Source organism: Bradyrhizobium sp. WD16 (genome assembly GCF_024181725.1).
Classification (GTDB): Bacteria; Pseudomonadota; Alphaproteobacteria; order Rhizobiales; family Xanthobacteraceae; genus Bradyrhizobium_A.
In genome coordinates this window covers 4,597,956-4,620,308 of record NZ_CP028908.1, presented here as the reverse complement: position 1 = coordinate 4,620,308, position 22,353 = coordinate 4,597,956, and the positions used below count along the sequence as shown (strand labels likewise).

Annotated in this window: 16 protein-coding genes; 2 read left to right on the top strand and 14 right to left on the bottom strand. The window is 62.7% G+C overall.

Annotation, left to right across the window (positions count from 1 at the left end; all coding sequences use genetic code 11):
* Positions 1-11 precede the first annotated feature (11 nt).
* A complete protein-coding gene (locus tag DB459_RS21385; RefSeq protein WP_371927001.1) occupies positions 12-395 on the bottom strand; it encodes an SPW repeat protein in 384 nt (127 codons plus the stop codon).
* A 420-nt stretch (positions 396-815) separates the two neighbouring features.
* Between DB459_RS21385 and DB459_RS21380 the strand changes: the two genes are divergently transcribed.
* Entirely contained in the window at positions 816-1,088 is a 273-nt protein-coding gene (locus DB459_RS21380) for a GNAT family N-acetyltransferase (RefSeq protein WP_253707538.1), read from the top strand.
* Positions 1,089-1,350: 262 nt separating this feature from the next.
* On the opposite strand, the gene DB459_RS21375 is transcribed toward DB459_RS21380, so the two are convergent.
* From DB459_RS21375 to DB459_RS21340, 8 genes are all read right to left on the bottom strand, one after another.
* On the bottom strand, positions 1,351-3,126 hold the full coding sequence (locus DB459_RS21375) for a chloride channel protein (protein ID WP_253707536.1): 1,776 nt from the start codon (positions 3,124-3,126) through the stop codon (positions 1,351-1,353).
* 24 nt (positions 3,127-3,150) lie between these two features.
* A complete protein-coding gene (locus DB459_RS21370; protein WP_253707534.1) occupies positions 3,151-4,071 on the bottom strand; it encodes an aminotransferase class IV in 921 nt (306 codons plus the stop codon).
* Positions 4,072-4,103: 32 nt separating this feature from the next.
* The gene (locus DB459_RS21365; protein WP_253707531.1) at positions 4,104-4,883 is read right to left on the bottom strand and encodes an amino acid ABC transporter ATP-binding protein; all 780 of its coding nucleotides are present in this window, start codon (positions 4,881-4,883) and stop codon (positions 4,104-4,106) included.
* Between the two features lie 24 nt (positions 4,884-4,907).
* Positions 4,908-5,573 (bottom strand): amino acid ABC transporter permease, encoded by a 666-nt coding sequence (locus DB459_RS21360; protein WP_253707529.1) that lies wholly within the window; start codon positions 5,571-5,573, stop codon positions 4,908-4,910.
* Between the two features lie 10 nt (positions 5,574-5,583).
* Positions 5,584-6,318: an amino acid ABC transporter permease gene (locus tag DB459_RS21355; RefSeq protein WP_253707527.1), complete on the bottom strand. Its 735-nt coding sequence runs from the start codon at positions 6,316-6,318 to the stop codon at positions 5,584-5,586.
* A 67-nt stretch (positions 6,319-6,385) separates the two neighbouring features.
* Positions 6,386-7,339 (bottom strand): transporter substrate-binding domain-containing protein, encoded by a 954-nt coding sequence (locus DB459_RS21350; protein WP_253707525.1) that lies wholly within the window; start codon positions 7,337-7,339, stop codon positions 6,386-6,388.
* A gap of 108 nt (positions 7,340-7,447) precedes the next feature.
* Positions 7,448-8,197 (bottom strand): GntR family transcriptional regulator, encoded by a 750-nt coding sequence (locus tag DB459_RS21345; RefSeq protein WP_253707523.1) that lies wholly within the window; start codon positions 8,195-8,197, stop codon positions 7,448-7,450.
* 188 nt (positions 8,198-8,385) lie between these two features.
* Positions 8,386-8,856, bottom strand: a complete 471-nt coding sequence (locus tag DB459_RS21340; protein WP_256519217.1) for an Lrp/AsnC family transcriptional regulator — start codon at positions 8,854-8,856, stop codon at positions 8,386-8,388.
* Positions 8,857-9,002: 146 nt separating this feature from the next.
* Between DB459_RS21340 and putA the strand changes: the two genes are divergently transcribed.
* Positions 9,003-12,719 (top strand): trifunctional transcriptional regulator/proline dehydrogenase/L-glutamate gamma-semialdehyde dehydrogenase, encoded by a 3,717-nt coding sequence (gene putA / locus DB459_RS21335; protein ID WP_253707521.1) that lies wholly within the window; start codon positions 9,003-9,005, stop codon positions 12,717-12,719.
* A 550-nt stretch (positions 12,720-13,269) separates the two neighbouring features.
* Here the strand turns inward: putA and DB459_RS21330 are convergent.
* The 5 genes from DB459_RS21330 to DB459_RS21315 form a co-directional block, all read right to left on the bottom strand.
* The gene (locus tag DB459_RS21330) at positions 13,270-13,602 is read right to left on the bottom strand and encodes a hypothetical protein (RefSeq protein ID WP_253707519.1); all 333 of its coding nucleotides are present in this window, start codon (positions 13,600-13,602) and stop codon (positions 13,270-13,272) included.
* 885 nt (positions 13,603-14,487) lie between these two features.
* A complete protein-coding gene (locus DB459_RS21325) occupies positions 14,488-15,558 on the bottom strand; it encodes an IS110 family transposase (protein ID WP_253707517.1) in 1,071 nt (356 codons plus the stop codon).
* 109 nt (positions 15,559-15,667) lie between these two features.
* Positions 15,668-15,907: a DUF2283 domain-containing protein gene (locus DB459_RS27635; protein ID WP_371926797.1), complete on the bottom strand. Its 240-nt coding sequence runs from the start codon at positions 15,905-15,907 to the stop codon at positions 15,668-15,670.
* A gap of 2 nt (positions 15,908-15,909) precedes the next feature.
* The gene (locus tag DB459_RS21320; protein ID WP_253707515.1) at positions 15,910-19,494 is read right to left on the bottom strand and encodes an RHS repeat domain-containing protein; all 3,585 of its coding nucleotides are present in this window, start codon (positions 19,492-19,494) and stop codon (positions 15,910-15,912) included.
* Between the two features lie 71 nt (positions 19,495-19,565).
* On the bottom strand, positions 19,566-22,196 hold the full coding sequence (locus DB459_RS21315) for an FG-GAP-like repeat-containing protein (RefSeq protein WP_253707513.1): 2,631 nt from the start codon (positions 22,194-22,196) through the stop codon (positions 19,566-19,568).
* Positions 22,197-22,353 lie beyond the last annotated feature (157 nt).

Genomic DNA, 22,353 nt, shown 5'->3' with positions numbered 1-22,353 from the left:
TTCGGCCCGCCTCAGCGCTTCACGCGCGATTGGTGCGCCAGATCCTCGTCGCTCACCTCCCAGTCCTGGTACAGCTCGAGCGCGGCCAGCAGGATGATGATGCCGGCCAGGGTCGAGTGCCAGAACCGCAGGGTACCGTCACCGGCATAGCCGAAGACGTAGGGCGACATCGCCAGCCAGACGCCGAGCCCGGCTTCGGCCACCTCTTCCCAGCGGCGCAGCACGACATATTCGAGCTGCGCCAGGAAGAACACCAGCCCCCCGACAATCAGGGCGTTCGCGACCGCCAGGGCGTTGCCGTGCTCGCCGGCGAGCCAGGGCGACAGCGCGATCACGAGACCGGCCAGCATGCCGAACCAGTCTTCCCACGGCCGGTGAGTATCGAAGAATCGCATATTGAACACGGTGGCCTCCTCTCCCTTGGGGAGCGGCAGTGGCTGGCCGGATCCGGCCGAGACGCTGAGCGCCCCGTCCCTGCGCCGCGAGCCCCAAACGGCTGCCAAACCGGCCGGGCCGGAGCCCGCAGCGTATGTCTCCCATGCAACGTAGGTGACCCCGCATTGGTTGCAAGACTGCTATGAATCCACCGTCCCCTTGTTTCCAACGTTCGGTAGGAGCGCCTGCTGCAATGGGATACGAACGTCCGAATTACCGCTTCATTTGCCTCACCCTCGCACGGTAATTCGGAGACATCGGGACACTAGCAAAATCAAAAAGCTAGTGCGGCTTATGTCTCGCAATTGCCTACAGGGGCTTGCCGCGAAGGGCATAGGCAACTGCGAGACGCCGCACTAGGATTCTGACGAGGGCAGCGCATGGGCAGCGACGTCGTCAATAATGCCGCCGGACACCGTTTCGAACTCGCGGTCGACGGCTCCATCGCTGCGGCCTATTACGAGCTTGCGCCCGGGGTCATCACCTTCACCCACACCGAGGTTCCGAAGGAGCTCGGCGGCCGCGGCATTGGCAGCCGGCTGGTCTGGGATGCGCTGGCGCAGGTCCGCCGCGACGGCCTGAAGGTGGTGCCGCGCTGCCCGTTCGTGAAAGCCTATCTCGACAAGCACCCGGAACAGGCCGACCTCGCCTGACGCCCGAGGTCAAACGCCATCACCGATGCCGGCGACCGATGCCATGAGCGATCCCCTGCCCTCGAGCGACGCCGTCCGCGACAATGCTGCACTGCAGCGCTTCGCGCTCGGGGTCGGCAGCGCGCTCGGTGCAAGTCGCGATTGCACGGTCATTCGGAGACATAGGGACACTAGCAAAATCAAAGTGCTAGTGTGGCTTATGTCTCGCAATTGCCGACGAGAGACTGGCCGCAACGGCGATCGGCAATTGCGAGACGCCGCACTAGGCCATGACGCCCTCGTTGGCACGGCGGTCCAACTCCTCGCTGTATTTCCTCAAGGAATGCTGTTCGGTCAGCAGCCCGACGACCTGCTTATGCGTAAAATCGTCGATCACCGCCAGGGCATCACTCTCTGCGTCGGAGAATGCCTTCATTGCTTCCCGAACATTCATGTCCGGCAGAAGCGCCGTGTCGGCGTGCTGAATGAGACCGGTGATCTCGCTGGCCTCCGCGCTGTCCCGGTGAGCCTCGGGCACAAGAATGATGCCGAGGTATCGGTCTGCCTGGTCGACGACAATGACGCGCTCAGTCGTCCCGAGCGGAAACTCCCGGCGGAACGCGGAGAGACTGCTGTCTGAACGAACGGTTCGGATGTCGGTGCGCATCATCCGTCCGACGGTCAGGTCGCGGATCCAGCCGACATCGGCGGCGCTTCGGATCGACTCGCCTCTCAGATGAAAGCGCCATGTCGCGAAGGAATAGCCGAAGGCCCGACGCACCGTGATCGACGAAATAACGGCCGCGGCAAGAACGGCGATGGTGAGAGGCAGACTGCCAGTGGTCTCGAGGGCAAGAAGCGCCATGGTCAGGGGCGCCCCGAGCACAGCCGTCGCCATCGCGCACATGCCCACGATGCCGACCACCAGCGTCGGAATCTTGAGGCCAAACAGCAGCATCCACCCGATCGCGACAAGCTTGCCGAGCATCGCCCCCAGAAACAGCGAGGCGAAGAACAGCCCGCCGCGGAAACCGGAGCCGATCGAGATTGCGGACGCGAGCGCCTTGAGGCCGATCAGCAGCATCAGGTATTGCGCCGTGAAATAGGCATCGAACCCGACATGCAGCGCGGAATGCCCCGAGGAAAGGACGGCCGGTGTGACAAGCGCGAGTCCGCCGACGCAGGCTCCGCCGACTGCGGGCCTCGCCCAAAGCGGCAGCCCGCTCCTGGTGAATACCGCCTCCACCAGCGCCACCGTCTTCATCATTGCGATGCCCAGCAGCGCGCAGAGAATCGCCAGGACGACGACCAGCGAATAATCCGACACGGACAGGCCGCCAGCGAACCCGACCTGGAACGAGACCTGCGCGAGAACGAGGCGCACGGTTCCGACCGCCGCGATTGCCGCGACAACGACCGGCGCCAACGTCGCGACCGAATAGCTCGCGATGATCAGCTCGAACGCATAGAATGCCCCGGTCAGCGGCGCATCGAAGGCCGCGGCGATCGCACCGGCCGCGCCACAACCGACCAATGTCCGCAAGTCGCTGCGCCGAACATGAAATATCTGTCCAAATCTCGATGCGACAGCAGAACCTATCTGCGTATAGCCGGCCTCCATGCCGATGGACGCGCCACATCCGTTGGAAATCATGGTCTGCAGGACGAGGAGCACACTGCCGGGAAATGGAATGCTCCCGCCACGAAGCGCGTTCGCCTCAATGGGATCGATGACAGCGATCTTCGCGCGTCGCGCCACGAGCAGGCTCACGAAGCCAAGCAGAAGTCCTCCCACCACAGGCACCACGGCGGCCCGCCACGGATCGATATGGGCGGCACCGCTGACCTCGTAGCCGTCGATCGCGAACAAGGCGTGATGCACTACCTCGATCGACGCCACCATGGCAGCGACGCACAACGCGCTGATGATGCCGATGCCTGCGGCGAGCAGCACCAGCCATATCTCGTCCGCGCGCACGAATTCGCGCAGAACAAGCGGCACCCTCCATCCAGCCAGCCCTTCACCTTCCGGCCTCGCCGCACCGAGCGGATCGCGCATGACCATTGTCGTGGCGGCGCCTTGTCAGGACGAAATAAACTCAGCGTAAAGACCTGCGATCCGCCGCGTGACCGGGCCGGGCTCCCCCTGTCCGATCCTTTTGCCGTCGATCCGGGTCACCGGCGTGATTCCGCCAAGCGTACCCGTTACGAATGCCTCGGATGCGCTGTACACTTCGGCCAGCGTGAAATCATGCTCGCGAACCACGCCGCCGTCCCGACCGAAGAGTGAGATCACCTTCTGACGCGTGATGCCCTTGAAGTTGAAGCGGCCCGTCGAGGTCCACAGTTCGCCGCCTCTCACAATGAAGAAGTTGGTGGAATTGCAGCTCGCCACGAACCCGTGCGGATCGAGCATGAGCGCTTCGTCCGCCCCTGCGTTGATTGCCTGAATGAGCGCCTGGATGAAGTTCAGCCGGCTGTGCGAATTGAGCCGCAGATCGAAGACGTCCGGCCCGCTGCAGCGAATGGTTGACGTGAAGAGGCTCAACCCCTTGGCCTTCGCTTCCGGCCTTGGCGTCTTGTACTCCGCCACGATCACGATGGTCGGCTGTCCCAGCGCAAAGCGTGGATCCTGGTTGGCCGTCTTCTTGGGGCCACGGGTAATCATCAGGCGCGCATGAGCGCCATCGGTCATGCCGTTCCTCTTGAAAGTCGACCAGATGGCTTCGACGATCTGGTCGCGAGTGAGACCAATATCGAGCTCGATCGCGCGTGCGCCTTCATACAGGCGATCGAGATGATCGTTCAGCGCGACGATGTTTCCGTTGACCAGACGGATTCCTTCCCAGACGCCGTCGCCGAGAACGAACCCGGCATCGAAAACCGACACCTTCGCCTCGTCCCGCTTGAAGAATTCGCCGTTGATGAAGATCATGACGCTGTCGTTGCGATCATCGTCGACGTAACCCTGCGAGCTGGTTCTGCTTGTGGCCAGTGTCGTCATTCTGGGGACTCCCGGATATGTCCGCTGCGCGGTTAGAAGGAAAACTCTGTAAAACGGCTGAGGAAGGCGCGCGTGCGCTCCTGCTTTGGGTGCTTCAACACCTCCTCGGGCGTGCCCACCTCATGGAAGACGCCATCGGCGAGGAAGATCACTTTTGTCGCGTAATGATATGCAAATCCGAGCTCGTGGGTGACCAGCAGCATCGTGCGCCCTTCGTCGGCAAGCGCGCGGATCACGCGCAGGACTTCGCCGACAAGCTCGGGGTCGAGCGATGAGGTCGGCTCGTCAAATAGAAGGATCTCCGGCGTCATCGCCAGCGCGCGCGCGATGGCGACGCGCTGCTGCTGGCCGCCCGAAAGACGGCTCGGATACGAATCGACCTTGTCCGCAAGACCGACCTTCTGAAGCTCCCTCAGCGCGCATTCGCGCGCTTCCGGTTTCTTCATTTTCTTGACCGTCACCAGCCCTTCCATGACGTTTTCGAGTACCGTCATATGCGGAAACAGATTGAACTGCTGGAACACCATGCCGACGCGTTCCCGAACGGCGCAGAGCTCGCGTTCCGGATAGCGCCTTTCGTCGGGGCTCCCGCCGACCGGCTTCCCCAGAATCTGACCGTCCAGCTCGATCGTTCCCGAGGTTGGGATCTCCATGAAATTGAGGCAGCGCAGCAGCGTACTCTTTCCGGAGCCGCTGCCGCCGATGATGGCGATGCGCTCGCCCGCCTCTACGGCAAGTTCGATCCCGCGCAAGACATGCAGGTCGCCAAACCGCTTCTGCAGATTCGAGACGCGAAGAATGGATTTAGACATGGCACTCTTTCCAGACGTTCGTCATCAGCTTCTGCTTGCCATGCGGCGCTCGAGCTTCGTTGAAATGTAACTGCCGGGATAGATCAGGAAAAAATAGATGAGGGCGACAGTGGTGAGGATTTCAAGAGGACGGTAGTACGTCGAGCTCAACAATCGGCCCTGATACATCAGCTCATGAACCGACAGCACCGACGCGAGCGACGACACCTTGGCGACCTCGATCGCCCGGTTCGTAAACGCCGGGAGCATTCTCTTGAACACCTGCGGCAGCACGACCCGGCGCAACACGGCGGCCGGCCGCATTCCGAGCGCCTTCGCGCCCTCCCACTGTCCTGCTGCGATCGACTCCATTCCACCGCGAAAGATCTCGGCGGAATATGCCGAGGTATTGAGGCTTAGTCCCAGAAGCGCGGCGACGAATGGCGAAAGCTGAACACCGATGACGATCGGAAATGCATAGTAGAACCAGATCAGCTGGATCAGCACCGGGGTATCCCGGAACAGTTCGATATAGAGAAGGCTCGGAACGCGCAGCAACGGGGTTTTCGAAACCCGGCACAGCGCCAGCAGGAAGCCGAGACCGAGGCCGACGGCGATGCTCGGCACCCAGAGCTGGATCGTGACGAGCAATCCCCGAAGGAGAACCGGAAGGCTCTGCAGGACGAGCGCAAAATCGAAATGATAGCTCATGACCACGGCCTCATTGCCGATAAGCGGTCATGCGCGCTTCGGCGACGCGCGCGAGCGCGCTCGCGGAAACCAGCAGAACGACGTACATCAGCGCGATCGTCGTATAGACCTCGAGCGGACGAAAGGTTTCGCTGTTGACCAGCATCGCCTGGTACATGAGATCGGCGTAAGCCAGCGTTGAAGCCAGCGCCGTCGTCTTTGTAAGTTCGAAGGAGCGCTCGACAAACGGAGCGAACATTCGTGTCAGAGCTTGCGGAATGATCACGCGGCGCATCAGCTGCGATTGCTTCATGCCCAGCGCCTTTGCGCCCTCCCACTGCCCGCGCTCGATGGACACAATCCCGCCTCGAAATACTTCGGCATAAAACGCGCCGGACTGCGTGGAGAGCGCGAGGACCGCAGCGACGAAAGGATCGAGGCTGATGTTTGCCACCACGGGCAGAGCGTAGAAGAACCAGAAGAAATGAACGATGGGCGGCGTGTTGCGATAGAACTCGATCAGGATCGTGGCCGGACACGACAGAACGCGCCTCGGCGCAAGCCTCAAGAACACGAGGATCAACCCGATGACGACGCCGAGCACGATCGAGACAACTGCGATCTCGACCGTGTTGATGAGGCCCGTCAGAAGCAGGCCCGAACGCGCCAGCACCGGCGCGAAGTCCCATGGATAGGTCATAGGCCCCTGACCGTCATCGGCCGCAAAGACCGCCGGCAAACGCCGCCCCGCCCCGCGGCTGCGCATCGCCGGAAGGCATCATCACAAGCAACTGCGGGGGGCGCGGAGGCATCCGATGCCGTCCCATGGATGCTCACCAGGCCTCTTTGATGAGGCCGGGAATTTCATCGGCGTCGATGTGTTTCGACGCGAGATAGTCGCGGAACATCTGGTTGGGGACCCCGGCTTTGTAGAGCTCGGCGAACTGCCCGTTCACCCAATCGCGGAATGCGGTGTTCTGCTCCTTGCGCAATCCCGCGCTGGTCGCCACCGGAGTGACGGGACTTGGCAGGATCACCTTGCCCAGCTTCAGCCGCGCGTACTGCACGACCAGTGCGGGGTGGAACTGGACGACGATATCGACGCGTTTGGCGGCGAAGGCAGCGATCGCCTCGTCGTTGTTCGAGAAGCGATTGATCGCAGCCGACTTGACGATCGCGGTAATGTTCTTGTCGAGCGAGGTTCCAAGGGTGACCCCGATGCGGGTGCCGGGCTTGTCGATGGCGGCCCACGACATGAACGGGGCTTCCTCCGGAATCAGCGCGCCCATGGCGTAGTAGAACAGCGGCGTATCGGGAAAGTCGATTGCCTTTTTCCGCTCCTCGGTCGGATCAAGCACAAACATCAGATCGATCTGGTTGGCTTGCAGCGCGGCGACGGCATTGGACCATGTGGTCTCGACGGGCACCATTTCCACCCCGAGATCGGCTGCGAGCCTTTCGCCCATGGCAACGCCGACCCCGGTCCATTTCTCGGAGAGCGGATCCTTGAAGAACCACGGCTCCGCCGAAGTGACCCCGATGCGCAACTGCTTTCTCGCCTTGACCTGGTCTAGTGTCGAAGCGTCCTGCGCGAAGACGGGAATGGAGCTGAAATTGGCTGCGGCGACTGTCGCGAAAGCCATAAACTTGCGCCTGCTGAAGTTCATTTCCATTCTCCTGAGGTGAGTTTCTTGTCTGCGGCTTTCGGGGCTTCCCTGTTTCCGAAGTCCTGAGTTAGTTGCGGCATCTTCCGGACAACGAACTTCGAAAAAGCGGGCGCGGGTCATCGGTCCTCGACAACGCGACCTCGGCGGCCCCGGCGATCGCGACACCGATGTCGCCGCAATCGACTGCCGGAATGGCTGACGCCGCTCCTTCGCGGCACTCCGGCATCGTCATCGCGCGCCGTCCGTCACGAGGCGCGGACGCGCGGCGGACCTCTGGGCGCGGCTCGCGAGAAAGGCTTCCGTCTGCTTGCCGCCACGCGCCATATGGCTGGTGATTTCCTGTCGCAGCGCTTCAAAGCTGTCGCCGAGCGCCGTTCTGACGTAGTCATCGTGGCCGTCCCGCCTCGGACCACGAAGGCCATGCGCCCGGTGATGGGCCGCCCAGTAGAGCTGGAGACGGCCGCGAATGCTTTCCCAGGTCTTCAAAAGGATTCGGTGTCCGGTCGCCTCGTATACGAAGCCGTGCAACTGGAGCTCGGCATAGATGCTGGCCGCGTCGTCCTGGGCGTCGATGCACCGGGTCAGGTCCTCATGAAGACGGACCAGGCCATCCCGGAACGTCGCGTCTCGACGCGTCCAGACCTGTTCGAATGCGAATATCTCGAGGCTTACGCGCATCGAATAGATCTCGCGAACGTCCTCGACGGAGAGATCGACGACGTGGGTGCCGGTGTACGGGACCGTCACGAGCAGTCCCTCGTCGATCAACTGGCGCATGGCCTCGCGCAGCGGCCCCCTGCTGACACCGAACTGATCAGCGAGATTGGCTTCGATCAGCTGAGCCCCGGGCTCGATGTCGCCGCGCAGGATCGCCTGACGAAGTCCATGGGCGATATGAGCGCGGAAGGTCGATTTCGGGACCCGCGCAAGCTGGCCGGAGCTGCGCCCGCCTCCCCGGCTCAAAGGAAATTCCGTCATGACGCCGTCCAGCCGATGATCACTGATCGATTGTTGACAATCGCTCATATGCCACTTCCCTAGTCAAGTCTGGACGGCGCTTATTGTGTGGGCCATCGCGCCTAACAATGTGGCGACAAATTCGAGATCAGAATGCAGCGGTCGAGGAATACCCCCGTCGATGGCCGCGGCGCCGCGTCCGATCGTCGCTATACGCCGCTGTCTTTCACCGACTGCATGACGACGAAAGTCGAGGTGTTCGAGACATGCGGAAGGCTCGAGATCTTCTCGCCCAGCACCTGCCGATACTTTTTGATGTCCGCGGTCCGAATCTTGAGCAGGTAGTCAAACGAGCCCGCGATCATGTGGCACTCCTCCACCTCCTTGATCTTCATGACCGCTGAGTTGAACTCGTTGAGCGCTTTCTCCCTTGTGTCCGAAAGCCGCACTTCCGCGAAGGCGATGTGATCCAGGCCAAGCCGCCGCGGATCGAGCACCGCCCTGAAGCCGACGATATATCCCTCGTCCATCAGGCGCTTCAGGCGCACCTGGCATGGGGTTTTCGATAGCCCGACCTGCCTGGCGAGGTCGGTGACCGACATCCGGCCATCATGGGTCAGCGCCTCCAGAATCCTCCAGTCGAACTGGTCGATTTCACTACTAATATGCGTTTTTGCCACGACATCCGACCGATTTTTCGGGAAAAGAAAGGCAATCTAATCGCCCTTCTGCACAAAACAAGTCTGATCGTCCCTGCCCGCGATGCTATGTCTTGACCATCGAATGGCGGCGCGAGGCAAATGGGCGCCAGCTTGAGGCCGCGACAATGTCCCACTCCGACATCACATCTCATGCGCAACGCGATCCCGCGACAGCGCCGCGCCCGGTCTTTTCAGATTTCGCTCCCGCGATCCGTCCGCAGAGCGCATTGCGTCAGGCGATCACGGCGGCCTACCGCCGTCCGGAAACCGAATGCCTGCCCCCACTGGTCGAGGCCGCAACACTCTCGACCGAAGTCCGCTCGGCGGTGGCAGAGACCGCAAGACGACTGATCGAAACGCTGCGCGCCAAACAGACGCGCTCGGGCGTCGAGGCGCTCGTTCAGGAATACGCGTTGTCGAGCCAGGAAGGTGTCGCTCTGATGTGCCTCGCCGAGGCGCTGCTGCGGATCCCCGACACCGCCACTCGCGATGCGCTGATCCGTGACAAGATCGCCGCCGGCGACTGGAAATCGCATCTCGGCGGCGAACGGTCGCTCTTCATCAACGCCGCCACCTGGGGACTGGTCATCACCGGTCGATTGACCTCACCGGTCAACGACGACCACCGTCTCGGTTCGGCACTGGCCCGCCTGATCGCGCGCTGTGGCGAGCCGGTCATCCGCCGCGGCGTCGACATGGCGATGCGGATGATGGGGGAGCAATTCGTCCGGGGCGAGACCATCGAGGCGGCGCTCCGCCACTCAAATCGTCTGGAGCAGCACGGCTTCCGCTACTCCTACGATATGCTTGGCGAGGCGGCACTGACCGCCGCCGACGCCGAGCGCTACTACAACGACTACGAACACGCGATCCACGCGATTGGAACGGCATCCGCCGGCCGCGGCATCTACCAAGGCCCGGGCATCTCGATCAAGCTTTCGGCGCTTCATCCACGTTACTCCCGCGCCCAGTCCGCGCGCGTCATGGCCGAACTCCTGCCCCGGGTGAAGGCGCTGGCGCTCCTGGCGAAACGATTTGACATCGGCCTCAATATCGACGCCGAGGAAGCGGATCGGCTCGAATTGTCGCTCGATCTTCTCGAGGACCTTTGCCTGGATGCGGATCTCGGCGGTTGGCATGGACTTGGGTTCGTCGTGCAGGCCTATGGCAAGCGCTGCCCATTCGTGCTCGACTACATCATCGATCTTGCCCATCGCGCCGGCCGCCGCATCATGGTCCGCCTCGTCAAGGGCGCCTATTGGGACGCCGAGATCAAGCGCGCCCAGGTCGACGGGCTGAACGGTTTCCCCGTCTACACCCGCAAGGCCTATACGGATGTCTGTTACATCGCCTGCGCGAGGAAATTGCTCGCCGCGACCGACGTCATCTTCCCGCAATTTGCGACACACAACGCGCAGACGCTCGCGACCATCTACCATATGGCGGGGCAGGACTTTCAGCCGGGGCAATATGAGTTCCAGTGCCTCCACGGCATGGGCGAGCCGCTCTACGAGGAGGTCGTCGGCGCAGCGAGGCTCGATCGGCCTGTTCGCATCTATGCTCCGGTCGGCACCCACGAGACCCTGCTCGCATATCTCGTCCGGCGCCTGCTCGAGAATGGCGCGAACTCCTCGTTCGTCAACCGCATCTCCGATCCGACCGTATCGGTCGATGAACTCGTGAATGATCCCGCCCGGTCGGTCGCGGCGATGTCGACGGTCGGCGCGCCGCACGGCAGGATCAAGCTTCCCGCCGAGCTCTTTGGACGCGAGCGAGTGAATTCCTCGGGCCTCGATCTCACCGATGAGATCGTGCTCGCATCTCTCGCGCGCGCCTTGCGGGCGAGCACCGCCATCGCATGGCGGGCGGCACCGCGCCCCGCGGGTCGCGAGGCGAGCGCTCAGGCACGTCCGGTCCGCAATCCGGGAGATCGCCGCGACATCGTCGGCTGGGTGACGGACGCGTCGGACGGCGACGTGCTGCGGGCGGTCAGGCTGGCTTCCGCTGCGGCTGCGAGCTGGGCTTCCCTGCCCCCGGCAGAACGCGCCGAATGCCTCACCCGGGCGGCCGATGCCATGCAAGGTCGAATGTCGACGCTACTCGGCCTGATTTCGCGCGAGGCCGGAAAGTCGCTGCCGAACGCCATCGCGGAAGTCCGCGAGGCAATTGATTTCCTGCGCTATTATGCGGCGGAAGCGTGCCGCACGCTGGATCCCACGCATCAACCACTCGGTCCGGTCGCCTGCATCAGCCCATGGAATTTCCCGCTCGCGATCTTCATCGGCCAGATTGCCGCGGCGCTCGTCACAGGCAATCCGGTGTTGGCGAAACCTGCCGAAGAAACGCCCCTGATCGCAGCCGAGGGAGTGCGCATGTTGCACGATGCGGGCATCCCCGTTGACGTCCTCCAGCTGTTGCCGGGCGACGGCCGGATCGGCGCGGCTCTGGTCGCCGCGCCGGAGATCTCCGCCGTGATGTTTACCGGCTCGAGCGAGGTCGCTCGCCTTATCCAGTCACAGCTGGCGAACCGGCTGTCGCCGGAGGATAGGCCGATTCCGCTGATCGCCGAGACCGGCGGGCAGAACGCGATGATTGTCGATTCCTCCGCGCTTGCCGAGCAGGTCGTCGGTGACGTCATTGCATCGGCCTTCGACAGCGCCGGCCAACGATGTTCGGCGCTCCGCGTTCTCTGTCTGCAGGAGGACGTAGCGGACCGGATCCTGACCATGCTGAAGGGCGCGATGCGTGAGCTGAAGATCGGGCGCACGGATGTTTTGGCGGTCGACGTCGGTCCGGTCATCACCCTGGAAGCAAGGGACGCCATAGCACAGCATGTCGAGAGGATGCGTGACCTCGGCTGCCGGGTCGAGCAGATCGGCCGGAGCGATGACGACGCCGATGGCACCTTCGTATCTCCAACAATTATCGAGCTGAAGACGCTTTCGGATCTCGAACGGGAAATCTTCGGGCCCGTACTTCACGTCCTGAGATATCGCCGTGAAGATCTCGACCGCCTGATCGAGGAGATCAATGCGACGGGCTATGGCCTCACGTTTGGTCTGCATACGCGCCTCGACGAAACGATCGCGCGGGTCACGGATCGCATCAAGGCGGGAAACATCTACGTCAATCGCAATGTCATCGGCGCCGTCGTCGGCGTCCAGCCATTCGGCGGCCGCGGGCTCTCGGGCACCGGTCCCAAGGCCGGCGGGCCGCAATATCTGGCTCGACTTGTCACGCCCTCCCCGATGGCGCTGCGGCACCGCTCGGCAAAGGCCGACCCCGCGCTGCTCGATCTGGTGACGTGGCTGGACGCCAAGGGGGCTCACGCCGCCGCCGACGCCGCCCGTCACTTCGGCCGGCGATCGGCGCTCGGGCATGAGGTCGAGCTTGCCGGCCCCGTCGGTGAACGCAACATCTACGCGCTGCGTCCGCGGGGCTCCATCCTTCTCGCCCCCGAGACGGCGAACGGGCTCTATCGTCAGCTTGGCGCCGTGCTCGCCACCGGCAACCGCGCCGTGATTGATGCCGCCTCGGGGCTGCGGACCGCGCTGGTCGGGCTGCCGCCGGGCCTGGCCGGCCGCATGTCCTGGTCGACCGACTGGGTCGCCGACGGTCCGTTTGCGGGGGCTTTGGTCGAGGGAGCGGCCGAGCGCGTCCGATCGCTCTGCAAGCGGATTGCCGCGATGCCGGGACCCATCGTGCTCGTTCAGGCCGCTTCGGCGGATGAAATCGCGCGCAACCCGGATGCATACAGCGTTCATTGGCTTCTGGAAGAGGTTTCGACCTCGATCAACACCGCCGCGGCGGGCGGCAATGCGAGCCTGATGGCGATCGGGTAGGAGTTGAAAGCCGATGGGAACCGGCGGCACCACCGGGTGGCGACGTCGTCGAGCAACAGGCTGGCGTAGCCGAGGCTGTTATAGCCGTAGCGCGCGGTGAAGCCCGGCGGATAGCTCACCTTGCCGAGGCGGCCATCGGCGTCAGAGGTCGCGCCATGGATCGCTCGGCCACCTTCGCAACACGACTTGCGGCGTCGTGAGTATGGCTGGTCCCCCGGCGGTCGACACCGTCACCAACACCCACCCCGGACGCCCTGAGCATGACGGCCATGGCTGAGAGCCTTGGCTAATCTATTTGGTGCAGTGTCACCGTAACTCGGATAGCTCACCTTGCCGAGGCGGCCATCGGCGTCAGAGGTCGTGCCATGGATCGCTCGGCCACCTTCGCAACACGACTTGCGGCGTCGTGAGTATGGCTGGTCCCCCGGCGGTCGACACCGTCACCCACACCCGCCCCAGACGCCCTGAGCGTGACGGCGCCGCCGGCCTGACGGCCATGGCTGGAAGCTCGGCTAATCTATTTGGTGCAGCGTCACCGTAACTCCTTCGGCTAAACACGCCGATAAATTCCCGCAACAAGATCATTTACAACAGAATCTAGTACAGCTTCGATTTCCTCTGGTCGCTGCGGGGTTGCGTCGTCGGATCGTAGAGTTTTTCCCGATTGGCCATCAACGATGATCAACTCTGACTGATACGCGGTGCGCTCCCACACCGTAAAGCTGACAAAAATATCGTCCTTAGCCAGCCCAATGGTGCCCTTCCAAGGAACGTTCGAGGACAGCTGCGGCAATCGATCGGTAATTTCGATGCCGGATTGAACCAGATTCGTACGCCTAGTCCCAAGCCACTGGGACAACTGGTCGACAATTGAGCCCGTCATTGCGGCACCTTGATGTTTGTAGCTGATGGAAGTTACGGTGACACTCCACCAAATAGATTAACCAAGACTCTCAGCCATGGCCGTCAGGCCCGCGCCGCCGTCATACGGCGAGATCCACGGGCTTGTGGTAAGCGTCCGGCGAAGACTTCGCCGGATGCTTACATTGGAGCCAGAGTTCGCGGTAAATCGGCGGATAGCTCACTTTGCCGAGGCGGCCACCGGCGTCAGAGGCCGCGCCATGGATCGCTCGGCCACCTTCGCAACGCGACTTGCGGCGTCGTGAGTATGGCTGGTCCCCTGGCGGTCGACACCATCACCCACACCCGCCCCAGTCGCCCTGAGCATGACGGCGCCGCCGGCCAGACGGGCCATGGCTGGAAGCTCTGCTAATCTATTTAGTGCACTGTCGCCGTAATTGCCGACTTGCGGCGTCGTGAGTATGGCTGGTCCCCTGGCGGTCGACACCGTCACCAACACCCACCCCGGACGCCCTGAGCATGACGGCACCGCTGGCCTGACGGCCATGCCTGAGAGCCTTGGCTAATCTATTTGGTGCAGTGTCACCGTAACTTTGCACCACCTGCTCCTCGCCAGTCTCCCGGCGCACCTGTCATGTGTGGACGGCGCCGTTTTGGCAAGAGGAAACGACGATACCGATGCGGCGTAGTCGGGTGCGGTCATGTGTCCGGCCTGTTGATGCAGGACACTTGCCTGCTGGCCCTGATGTTGTCCGCTGATCTGGTCCCTATCACCGTATCGCGCTTCGATGGCGCCGACAGTAACATCGGGGTGTCCTGATCACCGGCTCGACCCGGTCGCATCAATTCGCAGCACCTTCCGCCAAACTCTGTTGATCTTCGATCGAAGCGGCGCGCAGTTCCGCCCTCAGGCGACCTGCACTTGCCTCGCCATGGGGGTGCGCGCCTCGTTCCGATAGACCCCGCCTCGCATTAGCAGCGCCCACACGATGCGCGCCGTCTTGTTGGCAAGCGCTACCGCAACGACCTTGAATGACTTCTTCGCCAACAATCCCTGCGCCCACAGCTTCGATGCCGCGCCGCCGTCCTTCACATGGCGCAGCACCGCCGTGGCACCCACCACCAGCAGCTTGCGCAGGTAACGATCACCCATCTTGGAGATGCGACCCAGCCGCTCCTTGCCGCCGCTCGACGACTGTCTCGGGACCAGGCCGAGAAACGCCGCGAAGTCACGACCCGAGGCAAACATCGAGGGATCGGTGATGCTCGCCGTCAGTGCCGAGGCCGTGACCGGGCCGATGCCGGGAATCGTCGCCAGCCGACGGCTCGCCGCGTCGGCGCGGTGAGCCGTCAGAATCTGCCGATCGAAGTCGGCGATGGCGGCCTCGATACTTCGCAACTGGATCATCAGCGGCGCCAACGCGGCACGCACCGCGACCGGCAGCCGGGGGTCGTCGGGATCTTCGATGAGTGCCAACAGACCTGGCAGGTGCCGCACACCCTGCGCAGCCACGGCACCGAACTCGGCGAGGTGTCCGCGCAATGCGTTGATCAGCCCGACCCGCTGGCCGACCAGCAGTTCGCGACCTCGGTGCAGCAGCAGAAGCGCTTGCTGCTCACGGCTCTTGATCGGTACGAAGCGCATCGATGGCCGGCTGACCGCCTCGCAGATCGCCGCGGCGTCGGCTGCGTCGTTCTTCTGCCGACGCACATAGGCTTTCACATAGGCCGGCGGGATCAGTCTCACCTCGTGGCCGATCTCAGTGAAGCAGCGCGCCCAGAAATGCGACGTGGCGCAAGCCTCCATGCCGATCAGACATTTCTGAAGGCGCCCCACAACTGCAAGCAAATCCTTGCGTCTCACGGCCCGCTGCAGAACCACTTTGCCGGCGGCATCGACCCCGTGCAACTGAAAGACATTCTTGGCGAGATCGATGCCAAGTGTGACGACGGCCCCGTTTGCTGTAGACTTCTCCATGGACGGCGCTCCCTTGATGAATCGCTTCGACAACGACACATCATGGCACAACAAATGCCGAGGGTGGCGCCGTCCACCCCATCACCGTAATTCCCACAATCAGCGATGCTCAACTATCATCCCCTGGCGAACCAGTATTGGGCGTTTCGAGCAGGGAAAGGGCGAGCTTCTTGCTCGCCTGTAGGACCTCGAGGCCAACGAGGCGACCGTTGATGTCGAAATCCAAGTGAATCTGGCCTCCTACTTGAATTGGATCACAGACGTAAGTGAATCCAAAAGACGATGAGTCGGCGCGTTCGTCCAGCTCGATGTAAGCTGCATCGACAGAAGGATCGTATCTGAGCCTCATTACTATCGTCCCATAAGATTCCGAATATAATTCTCAGGGGATTTTGGGTTGATGACGGTCGTTATGTTCCTACCCACCCCTACGAAGGTATTGGTTGAATTATTGTAGTACCCCAATTGAGCTTGTCCACTCTGCACATACGGGAACGAGGTTCCCTCGGTCATTGCTCCCGAAATGTCCTCAAGAGAGATCATTCGTCGCGTAGCTTGCTGAGCAGCATGTACAGACATGTTAGCGCCGTTCACTTCGATCGTCGCAACCCCCGTGCTATCGACAAGAATGGTTGCGCCGGTTCGCATGGCAGCCCCAGCAAGTGCCAGATCGGCTGCTGCAGTGCCAGCGCTAGCTATTCCCAAAAGGCCAAAAAGTGCCCTTCCATAGTTACCTAGGATGTTGGCATACGGACCAGAGAACCCCATGCTTTCGACGCCCTGCTGAAAGGGGTAGCGCTCTGCAGCCATTTGGTTGAATAGGTAACCGAACGCCCCCGTCACGGCGCCATCCGCGAACTTCCCACCGCCGGCAACCGCGCCGAGGCCGCCGGCCGTAGCCGTAACGATCGTTCCGCCGACCCTCTGACCAAGATCTGTCCGCGCCATCGGAAAGAGGTCCGCCGTGAGGGAGGTTGCAACGGAGCCAGCGGCCCCCGAGAGCGCGCCGGACGCGCAGGAACCACCTGATGCCAAGGCCGAACCACAGCCCACCGCGGCGTGGCCGGCGACGTTGAACGCGAACGCTTCCGAGCTGACCCTCGGCGTGATGTGCGGCATACCAGCCGGCACACCCGCGATTGCGTTTGTCGCCTCGCCCACGCCGAACATTGCCATCGCCGTTAGCCCTGAAATGGCAGCCGACTTCAGCATCGAAGCCAGATTGCCGCCGCTGAGCCCATTGGCGATCGCTGCGCCGCCCGCTGCTGCAAGAGCGGCCGTCACCAGCGTGCCCGCCCCCGGAAGCACGGCATTCAGAAAAATCGTTGCTGCAATTTGTACGATCGATCGCAGGATCGGAATCGAGTTGATGAAATTCGCGACACTGTGGAAGAACTCCGACAGCCACGAGAAGCCGTTGGGATCGGTGAAGGCGAGCGGATCGTTGCCGACATAGGAGTAGCGGTTCCAGCCCTGCGGATTGCTCGGATCGGTGACGGTCGGATCCGGGCTGGTCATCCGCGCCAGCAGCGGATCGTAGACCCGGCCGTTGAGGTGGACGAGCCCGGCGACCGACAGCTCTTCCTGTCCGGTAAAGCCCCGGGTGGTCTGGCTGGTGATGCTGCCGGCGGTGTCGTCGCTGCCGTCGGGATTGCGCCGCTTGCCCCAGGCGTCGAACGACAGGCGCTCCTGCACCACCCCGCTCTCGTTGGTGATCACCGAGATCGAGCCGAGATGATCGGTGTGGAAATAACGGAGGTTCAGCGTCTCGGAGGCGGCCTGCAGCACGCGCATGCCGACCTTGGCATTGCCGACCGAGAGATAGTCGGTCCACTTCGCCGCCGTGGTGCCGGGGCCGGACAGTTCGGCGAGCACGCCGAAGCCGGCGATGTAGAGCGTCGTGCCTTCCGGCGTCACCTGCTTGAAGCGCTGGTGGTCGACATCGTCCAGGAAGCTGATGGTCCTGGCCCCTTGGGTGATGCTCGCCGGCTTGTTGTAGGAGGTGTAGGCGATGGTGCGATTGAGCCCGCCGGTCTGATTGCCGTTGGGATCGTAGCTGAAGGTGGTCGAGATCGTGCCGCCGCTGACGCTCATCACCGCGTGCGGCAGCGGCGAGCCGGGCGGCGCGTAGCTGTAGCTCCCGACATCCGACTTGGAGGTCAGGTTGCCGACCGCGTCATAGGTGAAGGTCTTCGCCAGCGGTGTCGGGCTGAGGCTGACCGTCGCCGAGGTCAGGCGGTTCAGGGCGTCATAGCTGAAGCTCTCCGCCAGGTTGGTATTGCCGTCGGTGCGCGACAGCGGGTTGCCGAGCCTGTCGAAGGTGTAGGCGAGGTTCTGGACCGCGCTGCCGGCCCCGGTGCCGATGGCGGTGAGCCGCCCGGTGGCGGCATCGAAGCTGCGGGTGGTGACGAGGCCGTTGCCGGCGGTCTGCTGCGTCAGGTGCTGTTCGGCGTCCATGGCATTGGCGGTCCAATGCACCTGGGAGGTGACCTCGTCGAGCAGCTGGTTGGCGTAGCCGAGGCTGTTATAGCCATAGCGCGCGGTGAAGCCCGACGGATAGCTGACCTTGCTGAGGCGGCCATTGGCGTCATAGGTCGCGCCCATGGCGTAGGTCGCGCCGTCGATGGTGGTCGCGACCTGGACCGGCCGGCCGAGCGCGTCATAGCCGAAGCTGCGCTGGAAGCCGGCACCGGGGCCGGCGGTGATGCCGGCCGAGGCCAGCTTGCCGATGCCGTTGGTGGCGGTGTCGTAGGTCCAGACGCTGGTCATGTCCGCCTCGACCCGCCGCACCATCCGGTTCAGCTTGTCGTAGACGACGGTGACGGTCTGGCCCTTGGCGTCGGTCTGGCCGACGAGCTGGCCGAGCACGTTGTAGCTGTAGCTCCAGCTTCCCATGTCCGGATCGACACTGCCGATCTTGCGGCCGCGGATGTCGAAGCTCGCCGACACGACGTTGCCCACGGCATCGGTCGTTGCCACCAGGTTGCCGAACGGATCGTAGGCATTGGTCATGGTCTTGCCGAGCGCATCGGTGATCGAGACCACCTGGCCCTGGCTGTTCTTGACCGTCGTGCGCGTCTGGTTGAGCGCGTTGGTATCGGTGACCGAGAGGCCGTGATAGGCCGTCTGGGTGACGCTGCCGTCGGGCGCGACCACCTTCACGACGCGACCGGCGGCGTCGTAAGTGTAGGTAGTCCACTGCGGCGCGCCACCGGCGAGGAAGTAAGGTCGGCTGGTCCGGGCGACGCGGCCGAGCGCGTCATACTGCTTCAGGGCGCGGACGGTGCTGCCGTCGAAGCCCTGGGTGTCGCGGGCGACCTCGCGATCGAGCGGGTCGTAGTAGACGATCCCGACCGGCGCGTTGGGCGTCGTGCCGTCCGGTGCGAGCGAGGTGGTCTGGAGCAGATAGGCAGCCCCCGTCGGGCAGGTCGCGGTCCCGCCGTTGACGCCGCTGCAGTAGGAATACGCCCATTTGGTCTGGGTGCCGTCGGCCCGCACCTCGAGGATCTTGCGGCCGAAGGAATCGTAGCTCCAGGTCGTGGTCAGGCCGTTCGGGCCGGTATGGCTCGTCGGCAAGCCGAACCGGGCGTCGTATGCCCAAGTCTCGCTCTGCCCCAGCGCATTGGTGTTGGACGTGACGAACTGGCCCTTGGCATCGTAGGTGCTGGAGCTGCCGCGGGTCGCGATGTCGGCGCCGCTGACGGCGACCGCCGTCTTGTGGCCGAAGGCGTCGTAGGTGTAGTCGGTTTGAAGCCGCAGCGCCGGCGTGTTCGGCTCGATCACCTCCTGGATCAGCAGGCCGGATGCCGCGTCGTAGGCGAACGACGAGATGCGCGAGCCGCTTGCCGCGAGGGCCGACCCGCTCCCCAAGATGCCGCAAAGGATCAGCGCCCCTGCCGCGCCAGCTACGGCCTTGTTCACGATACCCTGCCCCATGATCAATGCTCCCCGCGCCCCCGCGCGCTGTTCAATAGCCTGGAAATAATTCTGGTGATGATGCGATGCGGCTACGGCGCCACGCTGGTCACGCTCGCGCCGGTCAATCGCCCGAGGAACCAGTTGCCGGTGTCGTTGACGTAGCTGTTGACCGTCGTCTTGCTGAAGCCGTCCGACGTCGAGGCCGAGACCTGGGTCGGATTGCCATAGCCATCGTATTGGTAGCCGGTCGTCACTGTCGGCAACGTCGTGCCGTCGAGATCCTTGCTGCTGCTGACGTTCTGCGACAGCCACACGCGGTACGGCGCGCTGGCCGGGCTGACCGTCGTGCCGCCGCTGGCATTGCTGAACGCGAACGTATTGCTGCTCTGGCTCAACGTCTGAATGCCCAGCGTTTTGCTCGACGAACTCACGATGCCGGCGAACGGAAAGTCCTGGCGGTAGTTCGTCGTCTCGATGACACCCGTCTGCAGGTCCTTGATCGCGATCTGGCGAAAACCAAGCAGACCGCGGCCGCTCAAATCAGCCTTGTAGCCGTCATATGTGTAAGTCGAACTGTAGTTCCCGCCCACGCCATTCGACGCATCGAGCCGCTTGACGACATTGAGACCACCGCTGATGTCCAAGGTGGGGTACGTCGCCCCTGAGCCCTTGCTGTAAACGTCCGAGGACGTCAGCGGCGAATACATGATCGCTGTCGTCGCCAGACCATTGCTGACCGACGTGATCAATTCAGGCAAGAAGCTGGTGATGTACTGCTGCCCGACGGTCCCAGCTCCCGGCGGGAACACCAGGAGGCTTGCGGCACAGACGCCGCCCCAATCGCCGAACAGCATCTGATATCCATACCAGGCCGGAGCGAAGTTTGACGGCGCGAAGTACGCCCCAGTCGACGCATACAAGTGACAGACATCGCCGTTGTTCGTCGGCGGACAGGCCATGAGATCTGTCAACGTATCGTTATTGAAGTCGCCGGCGGTAACGACATAGCCTCCCCAGTTCGCGGTAAAGCTCCCCGCGACGAAACTGGTACCTGTCGAGTAGTAAACGTAACAGGTGCCGCCCGCCGGCGGGCAAATGAAGAAATCGGCCAAGCCGTCGCCGTTGAAATCGCCGAACGAAAGGTGCTGGCCGCCCCAGTTCGCAGTGAAGCTTGATAGCGTCAGCCCTGCCCCATCGGCATAGTAGACGTAGCAGGTTGCGCCCGACGCCTGCGGACAAACGTAGATGTCGGCTTTGCCATCGCCATTGAAATCGGCGGTGACGATCTGGGCGCCCCTCCAGCCCGCCTTGAAGGCGGTGTTGGTGAACCCCGTCCCATTTGAAATGAACATGTAGCAGTTGGTATCCCACTGCGGACACATCAGAAGATCGGCGCGCCCGTCACCATCGTAATCGGCGACGACGGTCTGACTCCCACCCCAGCTGAGGACCTGAACGCCCTGAAATCCGGATCCGGTCGAATAAAGAACGTAGCAGGGGTCGCCACTCCCGCTACCGCATACGAAAAAATCCGACCTGCCGTCACCGTTGAAGTCGGCAGCAAACACCTGGTATCCGCCCCAATTCGCGGTGAAGCTCGACTGCGTGAGCGTCGAACCGTTCACATAATACAAGTAGCACGTCGCACCTGCACTTGGCGGACAGACGAACAAATCCGTCCGGCCATCACCATTGAAATCGCCTGTGGTCAGCGCGTAGCCGCCCCAGCCCGCCGCGAAACCTGCCGCTCCCGGCACCGTCGCCTGCCCCTGCCAACCAAAGGACGTCGCAGGCAGACAGCTTCCGTCGCCTCCGCATGCACGAACCGACGTCAAGCGACTGCGCTGCGTGGACGGGCTCTGCTCGTACGAGAGCGCATAGTCGTAAACGAGCGCGCCGGCGGCGTAGCTCCGGATGTTCGTCAAACGAACGGACGTCCTGAAACCAGAGCCGCCAATGTATTGAGGCACGACGTCCGAGCGCGACACGTAGACGAATTGCACCTTGTTGAACGGGGCGATGCCAGCGGCAGCATTGCCCGTATAGTTGATCTCGATCGGATAGTATTGGCCGTTGGCCGCGTCGTTTGTATAACTGACCGTCAGGTAATTGCCTTTCGCGTCACTAAGCTTATTGAGAGCCCAAGTGCGCGCCGTCGTCTTGCCTTGTGCCAGAATCTGGGAATCCCCAGTATGGCCGAACTCCATCGTCTGGCCGGACTTGGAGCGCACCTCGAACCACGCCGGCCCCGTTCCGGCTGTGCCGTGAGAAACAATTCGCGAATAGCTATCGATTTCGGTCCGATACTCGGCGCCGTCCGCGCCATATGTTCCGCTCACGGCTACGAGCCGCTGGCCGTCAAGACAGAAGCGATCGTTGGAATCGAAGCCGACGCCGCCTCTGACACCGTCTTGAGCCTGGGTGCGCGGACAGCGAGTAATCGTTGGCAGCCCACCAAGAGACCACCCCACCCCCAACAGGCCGTTGCCCGTCTGATTACTGTATTCGAGCGATAATGCCGGCACCACACCGGCCGATCCCGGAGGGATCGAGATAGGAACACTGTAGGTGGCGCCGCCCCAGGAATTCACAGCTAACTTGCCAGGCAAAGACATCGTCTCTGCCGAAGCGGCGATCGGCCCCAGCAGTATCGCGCCAACAATCGCAATCGAGTAACCCGTCAACCGGAAGTTGCGCACTTTCCGGACCCGCAGCGCCATCAATTTCCCCACTTACGCTGATCCCGAATCATCTCACTCGCCGAGTGTGCCAATTTTACCGCCTGCATCAAACACAATTCAGACACAGTTAGAATAATTGCAAACAAACGTTATTTATCTCACAGGTTGCATTGCCAGAACCCAGCACTTCCGTTCG

Bases quoted from the DNA above. Each gene is read 5' to 3' on its own strand.
- DB459_RS21385 (WP_371927001.1), bottom strand. From the start codon at position 395: ATGCGATTCTTCGATACTCACCGGCCGTGGGAAGACTGGTTCGGCATG.
- DB459_RS21365 (WP_253707531.1), bottom strand. From the start codon at position 4,883: ATGTCTAAATCCATTCTTCGCGTCTCGAATCTGCAGAAGCGGTTTGGC.
- DB459_RS21315 (WP_253707513.1), bottom strand. From the start codon at position 22,196: ATGGCGCTGCGGGTCCGGAAAGTGCGCAACTTCCGGTTGACGGGTTAC.
- DB459_RS21320 (WP_253707515.1), bottom strand. From the start codon at position 19,494: ATGGGGCAGGGTATCGTGAACAAGGCCGTAGCTGGCGCGGCAGGGGCG.
- DB459_RS21370 (WP_253707534.1), bottom strand. From the start codon at position 4,071: ATGACGACACTGGCCACAAGCAGAACCAGCTCGCAGGGTTACGTCGAC.
- DB459_RS21325 (WP_253707517.1), bottom strand. From the start codon at position 15,558: ATGGAGAAGTCTACAGCAAACGGGGCCGTCGTCACACTTGGCATCGAT.
- DB459_RS21380 (WP_253707538.1), top strand. From the start codon at position 816: ATGGGCAGCGACGTCGTCAATAATGCCGCCGGACACCGTTTCGAACTC.
- DB459_RS21350 (WP_253707525.1), bottom strand. From the start codon at position 7,339: ATGACCCGCGCCCGCTTTTTCGAAGTTCGTTGTCCGGAAGATGCCGCA.
- DB459_RS21330 (WP_253707519.1), bottom strand. From the start codon at position 13,602: ATGACGGGCTCAATTGTCGACCAGTTGTCCCAGTGGCTTGGGACTAGG.
- DB459_RS21345 (WP_253707523.1), bottom strand. From the start codon at position 8,197: ATGACGGAATTTCCTTTGAGCCGGGGAGGCGGGCGCAGCTCCGGCCAG.
- putA (WP_253707521.1), top strand. From the start codon at position 9,003: ATGTCCCACTCCGACATCACATCTCATGCGCAACGCGATCCCGCGACA.
- DB459_RS21360 (WP_253707529.1), bottom strand. From the start codon at position 5,573: ATGAGCTATCATTTCGATTTTGCGCTCGTCCTGCAGAGCCTTCCGGTT.
- DB459_RS21375 (WP_253707536.1), bottom strand. From the start codon at position 3,126: ATGCGCGATCCGCTCGGTGCGGCGAGGCCGGAAGGTGAAGGGCTGGCT.
- DB459_RS21355 (WP_253707527.1), bottom strand. From the start codon at position 6,318: ATGCGCAGCCGCGGGGCGGGGCGGCGTTTGCCGGCGGTCTTTGCGGCC.
- DB459_RS27635 (WP_371926797.1), bottom strand. From the start codon at position 15,907: ATGAGGCTCAGATACGATCCTTCTGTCGATGCAGCTTACATCGAGCTG.